15 protein-coding genes and 1 pseudogene are annotated in these 17,528 nt (G+C 59.4%); 12 read left to right on the top strand and 4 right to left on the bottom strand.

Features of this window, described 5'->3' with window-relative positions:
• Positions 1-20: 20 nt before the first annotated feature.
• The 5 genes from hscA (at position 21) to sseB (ending at position 4,743) form a co-directional block, all read left to right on the top strand.
• Positions 21-1,871, top strand: a complete 1,851-nt coding sequence (gene hscA / locus KFZ77_RS14375) for a Fe-S protein assembly chaperone HscA (RefSeq protein WP_031520321.1) — start codon at positions 21-23, stop codon at positions 1,869-1,871.
• A 1-nt stretch (position 1,872) separates the two neighbouring features.
• Positions 1,873-2,208, top strand: coding sequence for an ISC system 2Fe-2S type ferredoxin (fdx, locus tag KFZ77_RS14370; RefSeq protein ID WP_031520322.1), 336 nt, complete (start codon positions 1,873-1,875; stop codon positions 2,206-2,208).
• A 1-nt stretch (position 2,209) separates the two neighbouring features.
• Entirely contained in the window at positions 2,210-2,410 is a 201-nt protein-coding gene (gene iscX, locus KFZ77_RS14365) for a Fe-S cluster assembly protein IscX (RefSeq protein WP_031520323.1), read from the top strand.
• Between the two features lie 144 nt (positions 2,411-2,554).
• On the top strand, positions 2,555-3,844 hold the full coding sequence (gene pepB, locus KFZ77_RS14360) for an aminopeptidase PepB (RefSeq protein WP_264384576.1): 1,290 nt from the start codon (positions 2,555-2,557) through the stop codon (positions 3,842-3,844).
• Between the two features lie 119 nt (positions 3,845-3,963).
• The gene (gene sseB, locus KFZ77_RS14355) at positions 3,964-4,743 is read left to right on the top strand and encodes an enhanced serine sensitivity protein SseB (protein WP_031520325.1); all 780 of its coding nucleotides are present in this window, start codon (positions 3,964-3,966) and stop codon (positions 4,741-4,743) included.
• A gap of 27 nt (positions 4,744-4,770) precedes the next feature.
• Here the strand turns inward: sseB and KFZ77_RS14350 are convergent, their stop codons facing one another.
• The 4 genes and pseudogenes from KFZ77_RS14350 to KFZ77_RS14335 form a co-directional block, all read right to left on the bottom strand.
• Entirely contained in the window at positions 4,771-5,544 is a 774-nt protein-coding gene (locus KFZ77_RS14350; RefSeq protein WP_264384575.1) for a MurR/RpiR family transcriptional regulator, read from the bottom strand.
• 2 nt (positions 5,545-5,546) lie between these two features.
• The gene (gene sseA / locus KFZ77_RS14345; protein ID WP_031520327.1) at positions 5,547-6,392 is read right to left on the bottom strand and encodes a 3-mercaptopyruvate sulfurtransferase; all 846 of its coding nucleotides are present in this window, start codon (positions 6,390-6,392) and stop codon (positions 5,547-5,549) included.
• Between the two features lie 93 nt (positions 6,393-6,485).
• Complete coding sequence (locus KFZ77_RS14340; RefSeq protein ID WP_264384574.1) at positions 6,486-7,850, bottom strand: 6-phospho-alpha-glucosidase; 1,365 nt, start codon at positions 7,848-7,850, stop codon at positions 6,486-6,488.
• Positions 7,851-7,862: 12 nt separating this feature from the next.
• Positions 7,863-9,406: pseudogene (locus tag KFZ77_RS14335) on the bottom strand (PTS transporter subunit EIIC).
• 448 nt (positions 9,407-9,854) lie between these two features.
• Between KFZ77_RS14335 and ndk the strand changes: the two are divergent.
• The 7 genes from ndk to bamB all read left to right on the top strand — a co-directional run bounded on the left by ndk (position 9,855) and on the right by bamB (position 17,425).
• Positions 9,855-10,286, top strand: coding sequence for a nucleoside-diphosphate kinase (gene ndk, locus KFZ77_RS14330; protein ID WP_024548603.1), 432 nt, complete (start codon positions 9,855-9,857; stop codon positions 10,284-10,286).
• 174 nt (positions 10,287-10,460) lie between these two features.
• Positions 10,461-11,627 (top strand): bifunctional tRNA (adenosine(37)-C2)-methyltransferase TrmG/ribosomal RNA large subunit methyltransferase RlmN, encoded by a 1,167-nt coding sequence (locus tag KFZ77_RS14325; protein WP_031520332.1) that lies wholly within the window; start codon positions 10,461-10,463, stop codon positions 11,625-11,627.
• Between the two features lie 409 nt (positions 11,628-12,036).
• Entirely contained in the window at positions 12,037-13,044 is a 1,008-nt protein-coding gene (rodZ, locus tag KFZ77_RS14320; protein ID WP_264384573.1) for a cytoskeleton protein RodZ, read from the top strand.
• A gap of 27 nt (positions 13,045-13,071) precedes the next feature.
• Complete coding sequence (gene ispG / locus KFZ77_RS14315) at positions 13,072-14,190, top strand: flavodoxin-dependent (E)-4-hydroxy-3-methylbut-2-enyl-diphosphate synthase (RefSeq protein WP_031520335.1); 1,119 nt, start codon at positions 13,072-13,074, stop codon at positions 14,188-14,190.
• A gap of 115 nt (positions 14,191-14,305) precedes the next feature.
• On the top strand, positions 14,306-15,580 hold the full coding sequence (gene hisS, locus KFZ77_RS14310; protein WP_264384572.1) for a histidine--tRNA ligase: 1,275 nt from the start codon (positions 14,306-14,308) through the stop codon (positions 15,578-15,580).
• Between the two features lie 32 nt (positions 15,581-15,612).
• Positions 15,613-16,233 (top strand): YfgM family protein, encoded by a 621-nt coding sequence (locus KFZ77_RS14305; protein WP_264384571.1) that lies wholly within the window; start codon positions 15,613-15,615, stop codon positions 16,231-16,233.
• A 10-nt stretch (positions 16,234-16,243) separates the two neighbouring features.
• Positions 16,244-17,425, top strand: a complete 1,182-nt coding sequence (gene bamB, locus KFZ77_RS14300) for an outer membrane protein assembly factor BamB (protein WP_031520340.1) — start codon at positions 16,244-16,246, stop codon at positions 17,423-17,425.
• Positions 17,426-17,528 lie beyond the last annotated feature (103 nt).

Raw genomic sequence — 17,528 nt, 5'->3', positions numbered from 1 at the left:
TTATTTTCTGGAAGCTCAACATGGCCTTACTTCAAATCAGTGAGCCCGGCATGAGTGCCGCGCCTCACCAGCGCCGTCTTGCGGCTGGTATCGATTTAGGTACTACCAACTCGCTGGTTGCTACCGTGCGTAGCGGCCAGGCAGAAACCCTCGCCGACAGCCAGGGTCGGCACCTGCTGCCCTCCGTGGTGCACTATACCGCCCGGACGCACAGCGTCGGTTTCGACGCCCGTGCCCAGGCCGCCGACGATCCGGTCAACACCATCAGTTCGGTAAAACGCCTGATGGGCCGCTCGCTGGCAGACATCCAGGCGCGCTACCCCCATCTGCCGTATCAGCTGCAGGCCAGTGAAAACGGTCTGCCGATGATCAATACCCCGGCCGGTCTGCTGAACCCGATCCGCATCTCCGCAGACATCCTGAAAGCCCTCGCGGCCCGCGCCAGCGAAGCGCTGGCGGGCGAGCTGGATGGCGTGGTGATCACCGTTCCGGCGTATTTCGATGACGCCCAGCGTCAGGGCACCAAAGACGCCGCGCGCCTTGCGGGTCTGCACGTCCTGCGGCTGCTCAATGAGCCGACCGCTGCGGCTATCGCCTACGGGCTGGATTCCGGCCAGGAAGGGGTTATCGCCGTGTACGATCTCGGCGGCGGCACCTTTGATATCTCCATTCTGCGTCTGAGCCGCGGCGTGTTCGAAGTGCTGGCCACCGGCGGCGACTCGGCCCTCGGCGGGGATGACTTTGACCACCTGCTTGCTGACCACATTCGTGAGCTGGCAGGCCTGAGCGATCGCAGCGATAACCGCCTGCAGCGTCAGCTGCTGGATGCGGCGATTGCAGCCAAGATTGCCCTCAGCGCTGCCGATACGGCGACGGTTAACGTGGCTGGCTGGCAGGGCGAGGTGACGCGCGCCCAGTTCGAAACCCTGATTGCTCCGCTGGTGAAACGCACCCTGATGGCCTGCCGTCGCGCGCTGAAAGACGCTGCGGTGGACGCCAGCGAGGTGCTGGAAGTGGTGATGGTGGGCGGGTCCACCCGCGTACCGCTGGTGCGCGAGCGCGTCGGCGAGTTCTTCGGCCGCACGCCGCTGACCGCCATCGACCCGGATAAAGTCGTCGCCATCGGCGCCGGTATTCAGGCGGATATTCTGGTCGGCAACAAGCCGGACAGCGAAATGCTGCTGCTCGACGTGATCCCGCTCTCGCTTGGGCTGGAAACCATGGGCGGCCTGGTCGAGAAAGTGATCCCGCGCAATACCACCATTCCGGTGGCGCGCGCCCAGGAGTTCACCACCTTCAAAGACGGCCAGACCGCGATGTCCATCCACGTGATGCAGGGCGAGCGCGAGCTGGTGCAGGACTGCCGTTCGCTGGCGCGTTTCGCGCTGCGCGGTATTCCGGCGCTGCCGGCGGGCGGGGCGCATATCCGCGTCACCTTCCAGGTGGATGCCGACGGTCTGCTGAGCGTCACGGCGATGGAGAAGTCCACCGGCGTTGAAGCCTCGATCCAGGTAAAACCCTCTTACGGGCTGACCGATGGCGAGATCGCCACCATGATTCAGGATTCAATGAGCTTTGCCGAACAGGATGTGAAGGCGCGTATGCTGGCGGAACAGAAAGTCGAAGCCGCACGCGTGCTGGAGAGTCTGGAAGGCGCGCTCGTTGCCGATGCCGCGCTGTTAAGCGCCGCAGAGCGTCAGGTTATCGACGAGGCCGCTGCCGCATTACGCGCCGCCGCCGCGGGCGATGAGGCTGACGCAATAGAACAAGCCATTAAAAACGTAGACAAACAAACCCAGGAATTCGCCGCACGCCGCATGGACCAGTCGGTTCGTCGCGCGCTGAAAGGCCATTCCGTGGACGAGGTTTAACATGCCAAAGATTGTTTTTTTGCCTCATCAGGATCTCTGTCCGGATGGCGCAGTTCTGGAAGCGAAGCGCGGTGAAACTATTCTTGACGTTGCGCTGCGCAACGGCATCGACATTGAACACGCCTGCGAAAAATCCTGTGCCTGCACTACCTGCCACTGCATCGTGCGTGAAGGTTTTGACTCACTGCCGGAAAGCAGCGAAGACGAAGACGACATGCTCGATAAAGCCTGGGGTCTGGAGCCGGAGAGCCGTCTGAGCTGTCAGGCGCGCGTCACCGACGAAGATCTGGTGGTGGAGATGCCGCGTTACACCATCAACCATGCGCGGGAGCACTGATATGGGATTGAAATGGACCGACAGCCGCGAAATCGGCGAGGCGCTGTATGACAGCCGCCCGGACGTGGACCCGAAAACGGTACGCTTCACCGACATGCACCAGTGGATTTGCGATCTTGAGGATTTTGAAGACGATCCTCAGGCATCAAACGAAAAAATTCTCGAAGCAATTCTGCTAGTCTGGTTAGATGAAGCAGAATAATCATACTCTTCGTATGGCGGGAAGCAGAAAGCCTGAGCGCGCAAGCGCTGAAATATTTCTGCAACGCGCCTCATTCAGGGTATAGCGGGCTGCCTCCGGGCGGCCCGTTTTCATGTTTACTCATGAGCCAACAAGGACACAACAATGACAACAGAAGCCATGAACATTACGCTTACCATGCAACCTGCCGATGCGCGCTGGGGTGAGAACGCAACGTACAGTATCAACAGCGATGGCATCACGCTGCACCTTAACGGGAAAGACGACCTCGGGCTGATTCAGCGCGCGGCGCGCAAAATCGACGGTCTGGGCATCAAGCACGTGCAGCTGGCGGGCGAAGGCTGGGATACCGACACCAGCTGGGCATTCTGGCAGGGCTACAAAGGTCCGAAAGGCTCACGCAAGGTTGAATGGGCGCAGCTCGACGAGGCGCAGCAGCAGGAGCTGACCAGCCGCCTGAAAATCATCGACTGGGTGCGCGACACCATCAACGCCCCGGCGGAAGAGCTGGGTCCGGAGCAGCTGGCGCAGCGCGCGGTGGATCTGCTGAACGACGCGGGCGGCGACCACGTCAGCTACCGCATCACCAAAGGGGAAGATCTGCGCGAGCAGAATTACATGGGTCTGCATACCGTGGGCCGCGGCTCGGATCGTCAGCCGGTGCTGCTGGCGCTCGACTACAACCCGACCGGTGACGACAATGCCCCGGTATATGCCTGCCTGGTCGGCAAAGGCATCACTTTCGATTCCGGCGGCTACAGCATCAAGCAGAGCGCGTTCATGGACTCGATGAAGTCCGACATGGGCGGCGCGGCCACCGTGACCGGGGCGCTGGCGTTCGCCATCACTCGCGGGCTGAACAAGCGCGTGAAGCTCTACCTGTGCTGCGCCGACAACATGATCAGCGGCAACGCCTTTAAGCTCGGCGATATCATTCGCTACCGCAACGGTAAAAAGGTTGAGGTGATGAACACTGATGCCGAAGGCCGTCTGGTGCTGGCCGATGGCCTGATCGACGCCTGCGCCCAGAAGCCGGAGCTGCTGATTGACGCCGCTACCCTGACCGGCGCGGCGAAAACCGCACTCGGCAACGACTACCATGCGCTGTTCAGCTTCGATGACGCGTTAGCGGGTAAACTGCTGGCGAGCGCGGCGGCGGAAAACGAGCCGTTCTGGCGTCTGCCGCTGGCCGAGTTCCACCGCCATCAGCTGCCGTCTAACTTTGCCGAGCTGAACAACACCGGTAGCGCGGCCTATCCGGCGGGTGCCAGCACCGCGGCGGGCTTCCTGTCACACTTTGTGGATAACTACCAGCAGGGCTGGCTGCACATCGACTGCTCCGCCACCTACCGTAAATCAGCGGTCGAACAGTGGTCGGCGGGCGCCACCGGTCTGGGCGTGCGCACCATTGCTAACCTGTTAACCGCAGAGTAACAGCCTGCCCTGCGGGGTATGGCGGGTCGTAAGGTGGGTAGCTTCGCGCGCCCACCTTCTTCATTGCGGGCACCGGCGGGTAGCCCGGCGCAGTTAATATTGATCCACAGAGCAAAACCATGACACACGAGAAAAATACACTGGAAACCCTGCTGGAGCAGGCGGCCACCGAGCCTGCCTGGCGTCCGGCCTTCTTTCGTGAACTGCTGAACGCCACGGTGTGGGTGCCGGGCAGCGCGGCGGAAGGGGAGGCGGTTGACGCCGACAGCGCGCTCGATCTGCAGCACTGGGAAAAGGATGACGGCGCGTCTGCCATTCCGTTCTTCAGCTCGCTGGACGCGCTGCGGCAGGCGGTGGAAACCGAGCAGGCGTTTGTTGTAATGCCGGTGCGCACGCTGTTTGAGATGACCCTCGGCGAGACGCTGTTCCTGAATCCGAAGCTGCCCACCGGCAAAGAGTTCACCCCGTCGGAAATCCAGCATCTGATCGGCAAAGAGGGAAGCAGCCCTTTGAGTACCCAGCAGGTGCTGGAGGGCGGCGTCTCGCTGCTGCTTTCTGAAGTGGCCGAACCACCGGCGCAGATGGTGGACTCCCTGACCACGCTGTTCCGTGAGCTGAAGACGGTTAAACGGGCGTTTATCTGCTCCATCAAGGAACAGGCGGACGAGCAGCCGAACCTGCTGATCGGTATTGAAGCGGACGGCGATATCGAGTCGGTTATCCAGACGGTAGGAAGCGTTGCCACCGACACGCTGCCGGGGGATGAGCCCATCGATATTTGCCAGGTGGTGGAGGGCGAGAAGGGCATCAGCCACTTTATGATTGCCCACATTACGCCGTTCTATGAACGCCGCTGGGGCAGCTTCCTGCGGGACTTCAAAAACAATCGCATTATCTGATGCTCGCCCTGCTCGTTCCGGGCAGGGTCACTCCGTGGCATTGAGCAGCAGCAAATCCATCAGCAACACCAGGTTGGACTCGAACGAGGTGATGCCCGCGGCTTCAGCGGCAAAGTGCACCGCCTCGTCGTACAGCGGGAAGTGCAGATCCGCCATCCCGGCCAGGGTATTGGGCGAGGCGCGGGTAAACGCCACCACGCTCATTCCCACGTTGCGCGCAATACGCGCTTTATCCAGCACCTGCTCCGTCTCGCCGCTGCGCGATACCGCCACGAACACCTCGTAGCGTGAGGCGTTGCTGAGGAAAATATTGCGGCTGTCCCCCGGCCCGGAGATAAACGCCGTCTTGCCCAGCACCTGCAGTTTTTTGGTCAGGTACTCGGCAAACAGGTAAGAAAACCCCGCCCCGTAGAGAAAGAAGTGCTCCTTCTCGCGCAGCAGCTGAGAAAACGCCGCCATCTTTTCCGCCGTCACCCAGTGAAAGGTCTGCCGGTAGTTAGCCAGAAAGCGGTCAAACAGCGCCGGGAGCTCACGCTCCTGGCTGACAGGATGCGGGGCGATATGCGGTGCATCGGCCAGCAGCTGCTTGCAGTGCCACACCAGCTCGCTGTAGCCGCTGAAGCCGAGCTTCTGACACAGCCGCATGATGGTGGCGGTCGAGACAAAGGTCGCCTGAGCCAGGTCGCGCACCGTGATTTTTCCCACCAGCAGCGGGTGCTCCGTCAGGTATGACAGCACGCGGTATTCAGCGCGAGTTAACGACTCTCCACGCTGGAGCAGCGAGGCCAGGCGATTATCCATGACTACTGCGCCGGTTCGATCGGGGTATCGCTGCGGCTTCCCCATTCACACCAGGAGCCGTCATACAGCGTGACGTCTTTCACCTCAAGGGTTTCCAGCGCCAGCATCAGTACCGCTGCGGTGACACCCGAGCCGCAGCTGGCAATGATTGGCTTATCGAATGCTACCCCCTGGCGGGCGAAAATCGCCTCCAGCTCGTCGGTGGTTTTCAGCTGACCATTGATCACCAGATCGGTCCAGGGCACGTTGAACGCACCGGGTATGTGGCCGCGCTTCAGGCCCGGACGCGGCTCGTCGGCTTCGGCATTGAAGCGCGCCGCAGAGCGCGCATCGACGATCTGTGCGCTGCCTTCGAAACTGGCGACCATCACCTCCGGCAAGCGCTTCACCAGCGCCGGGTCGAAGCTGGCGTTGAACTCGCCTTCGGGTACGGTGACGTCGCCCTGCTCCAGCGGCAGCTCATCGCGCTGCCACTCCGCCAGGCCGCCCGCCAGAATCGACACGTTCACCACGCCGAATTTACGCAGCATCCACCAGGCGCGCGGGGCGGAAAACAGGTTACCGCCGTCATACACCACCAGATGCTTATCGCTGTTGACACCCAGTTCGCGCATCGCCACGGCAAAGCTCTCCGGGCGCGGCATCATGTGGGGAAGGGGGCTGGTGTGATCGGAGAGGGCATTGATATCGAACCAGAGCGCGCCGGGAATGTGGCCGGCGCGATAGTCGATGGAGATATCCAGATGCTCCTGGCCGGCCGGGGCCATGCGCGCGTCGAGGATCTGGATTTCCGGGTCATTGATGTGCTCTGCCAGCCAGTCGGCAGCGACAAAGAAAGGGGTCGACATAGGTGCCTCCGTTTCATACATAGTTAACGGATTGTCGGTGTTTTTTGGCATACCGACAAGCACACCCCTGCTAAGTCGCGAGCACGGTTGGATTTATTTCACGGCTTCCCCGTCCTGCCAGGCTTTTTTCAACTCCGGCCAGTAGGCCGCGTTGGCCGCGATCATCTCATCCAGAATCGCTTTCGCGTGCTGCATACTCGGCACGGTGCGGTTCAGGGTGAATGCCTGCAGCGCCTTCTCGTAGCTGCCCTCAATGGTGGCTTCCACCAGCAGCTGTTCAGAGGCGAGCTGCTGCATCAGCAGAGTCTGGTGGAACAGCGGCACCGCGCCCATGCGCACCGGCTCAGGGCCGTTGGCGGTGATGTAAGTCGGTACTTCCACCATGGCATCGTAAGGCAGGTTGGCGATGGCCCCTTTGTTTTCCACGATCACCAGATGGCGCTGGCGCAAATCAAAGGCCAGCGAGCAGGCGACATCGACAATAAACGCCCCGTGCACCCCGACGTGGAACGCGTCCGGTAGTATCCCGGTGCGCTTGTACTCCTCCGCAGCGGCAAACAGCTTTTTCTCGCGCCCGTCCATCACTTCGTTGGCCCGGGTGTAGTCCAGACGCTGGTGCGCCACGATGTCGTTCGGCATCAGGTAGTACTGTAAATACGGGTTGGGCAGATACTCCGGAAAGTGTTCCATGATCGGCTGGATGTTGCGCCAGGTTTTCACCCATGACGGGTCCGAGTGCTGCGGGTCGGTTTGCGCCGCGTCCTCGGTGAGCAGGCCAAATTTTGCAATGTGGCGACGCAGCTCCGGCAGGCGATCTTCCCCGTCTACCATCACGCGGGTAAACCAGCCGAAGTGGTTGAGGCCGAAGTAGTCCACCTCCAGCTTATGGCGATCGACGCCCAGAATCGCGCCCATATTGCGCATCGCCGCCACCGGCATATCGCAGATGTTCAGCACCCGCGCCTGCGGGCGCAGACGACGCACCCCTTCAGCCACAATCGCCGCCGGGTTGGAGTAGTTAACAATCCAGGCGTTGCTGTCGGCGTAGTGTTCCACCAGATCGATCAGCTCGACCATCGGCAGAATGGTGCGCAGCCCATAGGCCAGCCCGCCGGGGCCACAGGTCTCCTGACCCGGCACGCCGTGGCGCAGCGGGATCTTTTCATCCTGCTCGCGCATTTTGTACTGGCCGACGCGCATCTGGGCAAAGACGAAATGCGCACCGCGAAAGGCCGTTTCCGGGTCGCTGGTGGTGGTAAAGGTGATGGTCTGGCTGTGATCGCGAATCACCTTCTCCACCACCGGCGCGATGGTGTCCTGCCGGCTGCTGTCGATGTCATACAGGCGGATCTCCGCCAGCGGGAAATCCTCCAGCCGCACCATCAGGCTTTTAACGATGCCCGGGGTATAGGTGCTGCCGCCGCCGGCGATGGCTAAGATAAAAGGGGGTTTCAACATTGTTTATCTCCTTCAGAGCAGCGGTTCGACTGCTTCTCGCATTTTCTTCACATGCAGCCCGTAGACCACCTGAACGTTATTACCTTGTTTGATGATGCCTTTCGCGCCGGTGGCCTTCAGCTGCGGCTCATCGATGGCAGCCACGTCGCGCACCGTGACGCGCAGGCGGGTGTAGCAGTTATCCACCACGTCGATGTTGTCGCGTCCGCCGAGTCCGGCAACGATAGCCGCGCCCAGCGCGTCGTTATTGCCCTTCGCCTGATACTCCTGCTTGCTGTAGAGGCGCGTCTCCTCGTCATCCTCTTCCCGGCCAGGGGTCTTCATGTCGAAGTAGCCAATCAGGAAACGGAATACCAGGAAGTAGAGCGCGGCCATGATCAGCCCGACCAGGATGTACATCGGCCAGTTTGATTTGGTGGTGCCGAGCGGCAGGTTATAGAGGATGAAATCGATGAAGCCGTTGGCCCCGATGGCATGCACGCCAAAGAGATGGAACAGCATCATGCCAATCCCGGTCAGCACGGCGTGCACCACAAACAGCAGCGGGGCGACGAACAGGAACGAAAACTCAATCGGTTCGGTGACGCCTACCAGCATAGAGGTGAGGGCGGCGGGAATAAGGATGGCTTTGGCGGCGGCTTTACGCTCCGGCTTCGCCATCATGTACATCGCCAGCGCGGCGGCGGGCAGGCCAAACATCTTACTGATACCGCGCGCGTCCCACACCGTGGTGGCACTCAGCTGCTGCACCGACGGGCAGGCCATTTCTGCGAAGTAGATGTTGCGTGCGCCCTGATACACCGAGCCGCAGACCTCTTGCGTACCGCCCAGTTCGGTATAAAGGAACGGGGTGTAGACCAGATGATGCAGTCCGGTCGGCACCAGAATGCGCTCCAGGAAGCCGTAGATCGCCACGCCAAACGGCCCGGCACCTTTGATGCCGAGCGCCAGGGCGCTGATGCCCTGCTGCGCAAACGGCCAGAGCTCGCTCATGATCACGCCCAGCAGCATGGAGACCGGCAGCATGATAATGGCAACGAAGCAGTGCCCGGAGTAGATCGCCATCGCGCCGGAAAACTGCACCCCCGAATAGCGGTTATACAGGTAACCTGACAGCGCGCCGGTGAGGATCCCGGCGAACACGCCCATCTCCAGCACCTGCACGCCCAGCACCATGCCCTGGCCGGCAGCGCGCATCTGCTCTGCCGGGGCGATGTCGCCCTGCAACTGCAGCGTCACGTTCATGGCGTTGATAAAACGATAAAGGTCACGAGGCCAATCAGCGCGGCGTAACCTTTATCGCGACTGGCAAGACCGATGGGAATACCCACCGCAAACACCATCGCCAGGTTCGCCAGCACTGACACCGCTGATTTGGCGATAAACTGCCCGGTATTCTGCACCGCCGGATGGCCGAGAAAGGGCAGGTACTCGGCGAGATTGCCATTGCCGAGAATATTACCGACGGCAATAAACAACCCGACAATGGGCAGGATCAGTACCGGACCGTAGAGGGATTTACCGAAGTTTTGCAGGGCATTCACGGCTCGTCTCATTTAGCGCTCTCTTGTTATCGTCTGGCTAAAATGCGCACCGGGGTGCGAGATGGGAGTAAAGGTAGCAACCGCGCAGGGGAGATGGCTAACTATCTGATTGTTTTAAAAACAAATAACCCAAAAGGTAACATGTAACGTTTCAGGCTGTGATCGCGCTGGCATTTCTGTGAAGATGCGATGCGTTGAGGCTGGCGATCGTCCGGAAGTCACATTACGCACTCATCATGGTGAGGATTGCAGGGCATAATCTGGGTGCAGCGGGAAGGCATATCCCGGCATCAGACGGCAAACTGCGGGTAAATTGCGCGGTGTTGCCGATAATCGCGCTATTTTAAAAAAATGTTACCTTCATCCATAGGCAAGGGCGCAACGGGCCTTTATAATCCGCGCCACGCTAAAAACCGGCAGCGTTTGCTGGTGCTAACAGAACAACTCACAGAGGTAATCAATGGCTATTGAACGTACGTTTTCCATCATCAAACCGAACGCCGTCGCTAAAAACGTAATCGGTGCAATCTTCGCGCGTTTTGAAGCCGCTGGTTTCAAAATCGTCGGCACCAAAATGCTGCACCTGAGCGTAGAGCAGGCTCGCGGTTTCTACGCTGAGCACGACGGTAAGCCGTTCTTCGACGGTCTGGTGGAATTCATGACCTCTGGCCCGATCGTGGTTTCCGTACTGGAAGGCGAAAACGCCGTACAGCGTCACCGCGACATCCTGGGCGCTACCAACCCGGCGAACGCGCTGGCCGGTACCCTGCGTGCCGACTACGCTGACAGCTTCACCGAGAACGGCACCCACGGTTCTGACTCCGTAGAATCTGCTGCGCGTGAAATTGCCTATTTCTTCGCAGAAGGCGAAGTGTGCCCGCGCACTCGCTAATCCTGTCGCCGGGGATATTTACACTTTATTTACCCCCTTCAGCGTTCAGTGATGGCAACCCTGCCTGAGAATTTGTACAATACTGCGCCCCGGCAAGCTTACGCTGCCGGGGCCTTTTTATTTAATTCACCCTCCTGGGGCCACAACGTGTAACAACGAGGCCGGAAGAAAATTATGTCTGAATGCACTACCACGCCTGAGGTGTCATCCTCGGCGCTCTCCCCGAAAGCTGAAAAAATCAACCTGCTGGATCTTAACCGTCAGCAGATGCGCGAGTTTCTTCAAACGCTAGGCGAAAAACCGTTTCGTGCCGACCAGGTAATGAAGTGGATCTATCACTATTGCTGCGACGATTTTGATGAGATGACCGACATCAACAAGGTGCTGCGCGGCAAACTGAAGGAAGTGGCGGAAATCCGCGCACCGGAAGTGGTCGAAGAGCAGCGCTCCTCCGACGGTACCATTAAGTGGGCCATCGCAGTCGGCGACCAACGGGTTGAAACCGTGTATATCCCGGAAGAAGACCGCGCTACGCTGTGCGTCTCCTCCCAGGTCGGGTGCGCGCTTGAGTGTAAATTCTGCTCCACCGCGCAGCAGGGCTTTAACCGTAACCTGCGCGTGTCGGAAATCATCGGCCAGGTGTGGCGTGCGGCGAAAATCATCGGCGCGCAGAAAGTCACCGGCACTCGCCCTATCACCAACGTGGTGATGATGGGGATGGGTGAACCGCTGCTGAACCTGACGAACGTGGTGCCGGCAATGGAAATCATGCTTGATGATTTCGGTTTTGGCCTGTCGAAACGCCGCGTTACGCTCTCCACCTCGGGCGTGGTGCCTGCGCTGGACAAGCTCGGCGATATGATCGACGTCGCGCTGGCGATCTCCCTGCACGCGCCGAACGATGAAATTCGTGACGAAATTGTACCGATCAACAAAAAGTACAATATCGAAACCTTCCTCGCCGCGGTGCGCCGTTATCTGGATAAGTCGAACGCCAACCAGGGTCGCGTTACCATCGAGTACGTGATGCTCGATCACGTCAACGACGGCACCGAACACGCGCACCAGCTGGCAGAAGTGCTGAAAGATACGCCGTGCAAAATCAACCTGATCCCGTGGAACCCCTTCCCGGGCGCGCCTTACGATCGCAGCTCCAACAGCCGCATCGACCGTTTCTCCAAGGTGCTGATGAGCTATGGCTTTACCACTATCGTGCGTAAAACCCGCGGCGACGACATCGACGCTGCATGCGGACAGTTGGCGGGCGAGGTGATTGACCGTACCAAACGCACCATGAAAAAGCGTTTGCAGGGTGAACCAATCGCGGTGAAAGCCGTCTGACAGTGAGTCAATATGCCGCTCGCCAGGGTTGTCGGGCGGCATGTTCAGCATATCCAGTGGGATATAACTACTGTTTATGCGTTCTGTGCTCTGCCCGGCGTAATAATTACGGTGCGTTTTTTTCCGGTTTGAGGCAGTATGTAACGGCACAACAACAGGTTAGCGAGATGGCATCGTGACGAGCGGACTGGCGTGCGCAGACAGTGGGGTAAAAGCTGTCTATGGTTAACAGAGCCAGAGCGTCCGGATGACCGTTCAGGGGTTAATCTGCAAGGGATGCATCGCTTATACCGAGTGGGTAGCGGGCAACACCGCTTTTCGCAGAGCGCTTACGCGGTGCGGGCTGAACCAACGGGTTCTGGCTCTGCATCAGGTTCTTTTAATTTAAACAGTACCACCAGTCCAGCTAATGAATACTGAAGCCACTCACGACCAAAATACAGCACTCTCCACGGGCCAGCGCCTGCGCACCGCTCGTGAACAACTCGGACTGAGCCAGCAGGCGGTTGCTGAACGCCTTTGCCTGAAGGTTTCTACCGTCCGTGACATCGAAGAGGACACCCTGCCGGCCGACCTGGCAGCGACGTTTCTGCGTGGTTACATTCGCTCTTACGCCCGCGTCGTTCACATTCCTGAAGAAGAACTGCTGCCGGCGGCGAAAAAAGAAGAACCTTTTCGCCCGAAAGTGAATACCGTCCAGGGCATGACCCTCGGCAAGCGCCGCAAAAAGCGCGATGGCCTGCTGTGGAGCTTCACTATCCTGGTGGTACTGGTTGTTGTCGGTCTGACCGGCACCTGGTGGTGGCAAAATCATCAGGCGCAGCAGGACGAGATCACCTCAATGGCCGATCAGTCCAGCGCGCGTCTGAATGAAGGCAACCAGACCAGCCAGCCGATTGACCTGAACACCGGTGCGGCGTCGACAGACGCCACTGCGGTGGAACCTCAGGCTATCACCCCGGATCAAACCGTTTCGCAACCGGCTCCGGTTGCGCCAGCCGCAGAACCGGCACAGCCTGCAGAGGCGGCACCGGCTACCGCGGCCACTGACAGCCCGGCTGCCGCAGTGGTTCCTCCTGCGCAAACCGATATCAGTACGCTGCCGCAAACCCCGGCGACTACCGCTGACGCTGCGCCAACCGGTGCGGCGGCGGATGCCAATGCGCTGCAGCTGAGCTTCAACGCCGACTGCTGGCTGGAAGTGACCGATGCCAGCGGCAAAAAACTGTTCAGCGGCATGCAGCGCAGCGGTGGCAACTTAACGCTTGCCGGCCAGACGCCGTACCGCCTGAAAATTGGCGCGCCGGCGGCCGTGCAGATTCAATTCCAGGGTAAACCTGTCGATCTCAGTCGTTTTATCAGAACAAACCAGGTTGCTCGTCTCACCCTCAATGCCGAACAATCAGCAGCACAGTAACAGACGGGCGATTGCTGAGGGAAAAGTATGCATAACGAAGCGCCAATTCAGCGCAGAAAATCGAAACGGATTTACGTAGGTAACGTCCCGATTGGGGATGGCGCGCCGATCGCGGTTCAGTCCATGACCAACACTCGCACCACGGATGTGGAAGCGACGGTGAATCAGATCAGGGCGCTGGAGCGCGTGGGTGCCGATATCGTTCGCGTATCCGTGCCGACAATGGACGCCGCCGAGGCGTTTAAACTTATCAAGCAGCAGGTTAACCTGCCGCTGGTTGCCGATATTCACTTCGACTACCGTATCGCCCTGAAAGTGGCCGAGTACGGCGTCGATTGTCTGCGTATCAACCCGGGCAATATCGGTAACGAAGAGCGTATCCGCCAGGTGGTGGACTGCGCGCGTGACAAAAATATTCCTATCCGCATCGGCGTCAACGCCGGCTCGCTTGAGAAAGATCTGCAGGAAAAGTACGGCGAACCTACGCCGCAGGCGCTGCTTGAATCCGCCATGCGCCACGTTGATCACCTCGATCGTCTCAACTTCGATCAGTTCAAGGTGAGCGTGAAGGCCTCTGACGTGTTCCTTGCGGTGGAATCCTATCGCCTGCTGGCAAAGCAGATCGATCAGCCGCTGCACCTCGGGATCACCGAAGCGGGCGGCGCGCGCAGCGGGGCGGTGAAATCGGCGATTGGTCTCGGCCTGCTGCTTTCTGAAGGTATCGGCGATACGCTGCGCGTTTCGCTGGCCGCCGATCCGGTGGAAGAGATCAAAGTCGGTTTCGACATTCTCAAATCCCTGCGTATCCGCTCGCGTGGCATTAACTTCATCGCCTGCCCAACCTGTTCACGCCAGGAGTTTGACGTGATCGGTACGGTGAACGCGCTGGAGCAGCGTCTCGAAGATATCATCACCCCGATGGACGTCTCCATTATCGGCTGCGTGGTAAACGGGCCGGGCGAAGCGCTGGTTTCGACCCTGGGCGTCACTGGCGGTAACCGCAAAAGCGGCTTCTACGAAGACGGCCTGCGTAAGGATCGTCTCGACAACGACGACATGATCGCCCAGCTCGAAGCCCGCATCCGCGCGAAAGCCACGATGCTGGATGAGAGCCAGCGTATCCACGTCCAGCAACTTGAAAAATAATCTCAACATTGGGAAGCAGATAGCTTCCCGTGTATGATTGAACCCGCGAGGCGCCCGGCAAGCCGGTGTCGCCGGGAACGGGTTCATTTTTTGTATCAGACAGCAGAGAACTAACGTGGCAAAAAATATTCAAGCCATCCGCGGCATGAACGACTACCTGCCTGCCGAGACCGCACTCTGGCAGCGCATTGAAGGTACCCTCAAGCAGGTGCTCGGCAGCTACGGTTACAGCGAAATCCGTTTGCCGATTGTAGAGCAGACCCCGTTATTCAAACGCGCTATCGGTGAAGTCACCGACGTGGTTGAAAAAGAGATGTACACCTTCGAAGACCGCAACGGCGACAGCCTGACGCTGCGTCCGGAAGGCACTGCGGGCTGCGTGCGCGCCGGCATCGAACATGGTCTGCTGTACAATCAGGAACAGCGCTTGTGGTACATCGGGCCGATGTTCCGCCACGAGCGTCCGCAGAAAGGGCGCTACCGTCAGTTCCACCAGTTAGGTCTGGAAGTGTTTGGCCTGCAGGGGCCGGACATCGACGCTGAGCTGATTATGCTGACCGCCCGCTGGTGGCGCGCGCTCGGTATCGCAGAGCACGTCTCGCTGGAGCTCAACTCCATCGGCTCTCTGGACGCGCGCGCTAACTATCGCGACGCGCTGGTGGCCTTCCTGGAGCAGCATAAAGAGAAGCTCGACGAAGACTGTCTGCGCCGCATGTACACCAATCCGCTGCGCGTGCTGGATTCGAAAAACCCGGACGTGCAGGCGCTGCTCAACGACGCCCCGACGCTGGGCGACTATCTCGACGACGATTCGCGCGAGCACTTCGCGGGTCTGTGCGCCTTCCTGGACGCGGCGGGCATCAGCTATACCGTGAACCAGCGCCTGGTGCGCGGTCTCGACTACTACAACCGCACCGTATTTGAGTGGGTGACCAGCAGCCTCGGCTCACAGGGCACCGTCTGTGCCGGCGGTCGTTACGATGGCCTGGTAGAACAGTTGGGGGGCCGCGCTACGCCAGCTGTGGGCTTCGCGATGGGTCTTGAGCGCCTCGTTTTACTGGTTCAGGCGGTTAATCCGGAATTTAAAGCCGAATCCGTTGTCGATATTTACCTGGTCGCGTCTGGCGAAGGTACGCAGACGGCGGCAATGGGACTGGCAGAGCAGGTTCGCGATGCTATTCCCGGCATCAAACTGATGACCAACCACGGCGGCGGCAACTTCAAGAAGCAGTTTGCGCGTGCAGACAAGTGGGGCGCACGCGTCGCACTGGTGCTGGGCGAGTCTGAAGTAGCAGACGGCAACGTGGTGGTGAAGGATTTGCGCACCGGTGAGCAGCAGAACATCGCACAGCGCGAGCTGGCCGCTCATCTGCAGGCGCTGCTGGGTTAATCCCGGTAATTTATCGTAAGGAGAAGGACTGCGTGGAAATCTACGAAAACGAAAATGATCAGATGGAAGCGGTTAAGCGCTTCTTTGCTGAGAACGGCAAAGCGCTGATTGTCGGTGTGGTGCTGGGCGTGGGTGCGCTGATTGGCTGGCGCTTCTGGAACGATCATCAGACCGACGCGGCGCGTGAAACCTCGCTGGCCTATGACAACGCTATCGCCGCGGTGAAAGCCGGTGATGCACAGACGCTGGCCCCGGTTGAGAAATTCGCCGCGGACAACAAAAACATTTACGGTGTGTTCGCGTCGCTTGAGCTGGCGCAACAGCACGTGGATAAAAATGAGCTTGATAAAGCGGCACAGCTGCTGAGTCAGGCCCAGGCCGCCACCAAAGATGAAAATATGAAAGCCATCGTCAGCCTGCGCCTCGCGCGCGTTCAGGTTCAGCAGAAGCAGGCCGATAACGCGCTGGCGACGCTGGATACCATCAAGGGCGAAGGCTGGTCAATGATTGTTGCCGATCTGCGCGGCGAAGCACTGCTGAGCAAAGGCGATAAGCAGGGCGCGCTGGATGCATGGCGTAAAGGGGCGGCACTGAATACCTCCCCGGCGCTGAGCGAAATGTTGCAGATGAAAATTAATAATTTGTCCGTCTGAGAGGGACCCGATGCAATTGCGTAAATTACTCCTGCCAGGACTGCTTTCTGCCACACTGCTGAGTGGCTGTTCCCTGTTTAGCGGCGAAGAGGACGTGGTGAAGATGTCACCGCTGCCGACCGTAGAAAACCAGTTTGAACCGCAAACCAACTGGAGCACCTCCGTGGGTGACGGTATTGGCGATTTCTACTCCAATCTGCACCCTGCGGTGCAGGACGGGATTGCCTACGCGGCTGACCGTCATGGCAAAGTGAAAGCGGTCAACCTCAGCGACGGGAAAGAAGTCTGGTCCATCGATCTGGCGGAAAAAACCGGGTTCTTCTCGGCAAACCGTCCGGCGCTGCTCTCTGGCGGCGTCGCCGTTTCCGGCGGCAATGTTTACGTTGGCAGCGAAAAAGCACAGGTTTATGCGCTCAATATCGCTGACGGCAGCGTAGCGTGGCAGACCAAAGTAGCTGGCGAAGCCATCTCCCGTCCGGTGATTGCCGACGGCATGGTGCTTATCCATACCAGCAACGGTATTCTGCAGGCGCTGAACGAAAATGACGGTGCGGTGAAGTGGACCGTTAACCTCGATATTCCGTCGCTGTCACTGCGCGGTGAATCTGCCCCGGCAACCGCGTTCGGCGCGGCAATTGTTGGCGGCGATAACGGTCGCGTCAGCGCTGTGCTGATGCAGCAGGGCCAGATGATCTGGCAGCAGCGTATCTCCCAGGCCACCGGTGCGACCGAAATCGATCGCCTGAGTGATGTCGACACCACGCCGGTTGTGGCGGGCAACGTGGTGTACGCGCTGGCTTACAATGGCAACATGACCGCGCTGGATCTGCGCTCCGGTCAGGTGATGTGGAAGCGTGAAATCGGCTCGGTTAACGACTTCATCGTTGATGGTAACCGCATCTACCTGGTGGATCAGAACGATCGCATCGTGGCGCTGAACACCGAAGGCGGCGTAACGCTGTGGACCCAGAGCGATCTGCTGCACCGTAACCTCACTTCACCGGTGCTGTATAATGGAAATCTGGTGGTCGGGGATAGCGAAGGCTATCTGCACTGGCTGAATACCGCTGATGGTCGCTTTGTCGCCCAGCAGAAGGTAGACAGCTCCGGTCTGCGCACCGAGCCGGTGGTTGCCGAAGGCAAACTGCTGATTCAGGCAAAAGACGGTACGCTGTACGCTATTACGCGTTAATCGCCGGGCGAAAAACCTGACAAAAACGGCTCCTGCAATGCGCAGGGGCCGTTTGCTGTTTATAAAAATGGCGTATTTTCGCGCCATTGAAATAATGAATTAT

The sequence above is a fragment of the Siccibacter colletis genome, from assembly GCF_025914095.1.
Taxonomy (GTDB): domain Bacteria; phylum Pseudomonadota; class Gammaproteobacteria; order Enterobacterales; family Enterobacteriaceae; genus Siccibacter; species Siccibacter colletis.
Note: the sequence above shows the minus strand (reverse complement) of the source record. Positions and strands in the feature narration are given on the sequence as shown.

Bases quoted from the DNA above. Each gene is read 5' to 3' on its own strand.
- hscA (WP_031520321.1), top strand. From the start codon at position 21: ATGGCCTTACTTCAAATCAGTGAGCCCGGCATGAGTGCCGCGCCTCAC.
- fdx (WP_031520322.1), top strand. From the start codon at position 1,873: ATGCCAAAGATTGTTTTTTTGCCTCATCAGGATCTCTGTCCGGATGGC.
- iscX (WP_031520323.1), top strand. From the start codon at position 2,210: ATGGGATTGAAATGGACCGACAGCCGCGAAATCGGCGAGGCGCTGTAT.
- pepB (WP_264384576.1), top strand. From the start codon at position 2,555: ATGACAACAGAAGCCATGAACATTACGCTTACCATGCAACCTGCCGAT.
- sseB (WP_031520325.1), top strand. From the start codon at position 3,964: ATGACACACGAGAAAAATACACTGGAAACCCTGCTGGAGCAGGCGGCC.
- KFZ77_RS14350 (WP_264384575.1), bottom strand. From the start codon at position 5,544: ATGGATAATCGCCTGGCCTCGCTGCTCCAGCGTGGAGAGTCGTTAACT.
- sseA (WP_031520327.1), bottom strand. From the start codon at position 6,392: ATGTCGACCCCTTTCTTTGTCGCTGCCGACTGGCTGGCAGAGCACATC.
- KFZ77_RS14340 (WP_264384574.1), bottom strand. From the start codon at position 7,850: ATGTTGAAACCCCCTTTTATCTTAGCCATCGCCGGCGGCGGCAGCACC.
- ndk (WP_024548603.1), top strand. From the start codon at position 9,855: ATGGCTATTGAACGTACGTTTTCCATCATCAAACCGAACGCCGTCGCT.
- KFZ77_RS14325 (WP_031520332.1), top strand. From the start codon at position 10,461: ATGTCTGAATGCACTACCACGCCTGAGGTGTCATCCTCGGCGCTCTCC.
- rodZ (WP_264384573.1), top strand. From the start codon at position 12,037: ATGAATACTGAAGCCACTCACGACCAAAATACAGCACTCTCCACGGGC.
- ispG (WP_031520335.1), top strand. From the start codon at position 13,072: ATGCATAACGAAGCGCCAATTCAGCGCAGAAAATCGAAACGGATTTAC.
- bamB (WP_031520340.1), top strand. From the start codon at position 16,244: ATGCAATTGCGTAAATTACTCCTGCCAGGACTGCTTTCTGCCACACTG.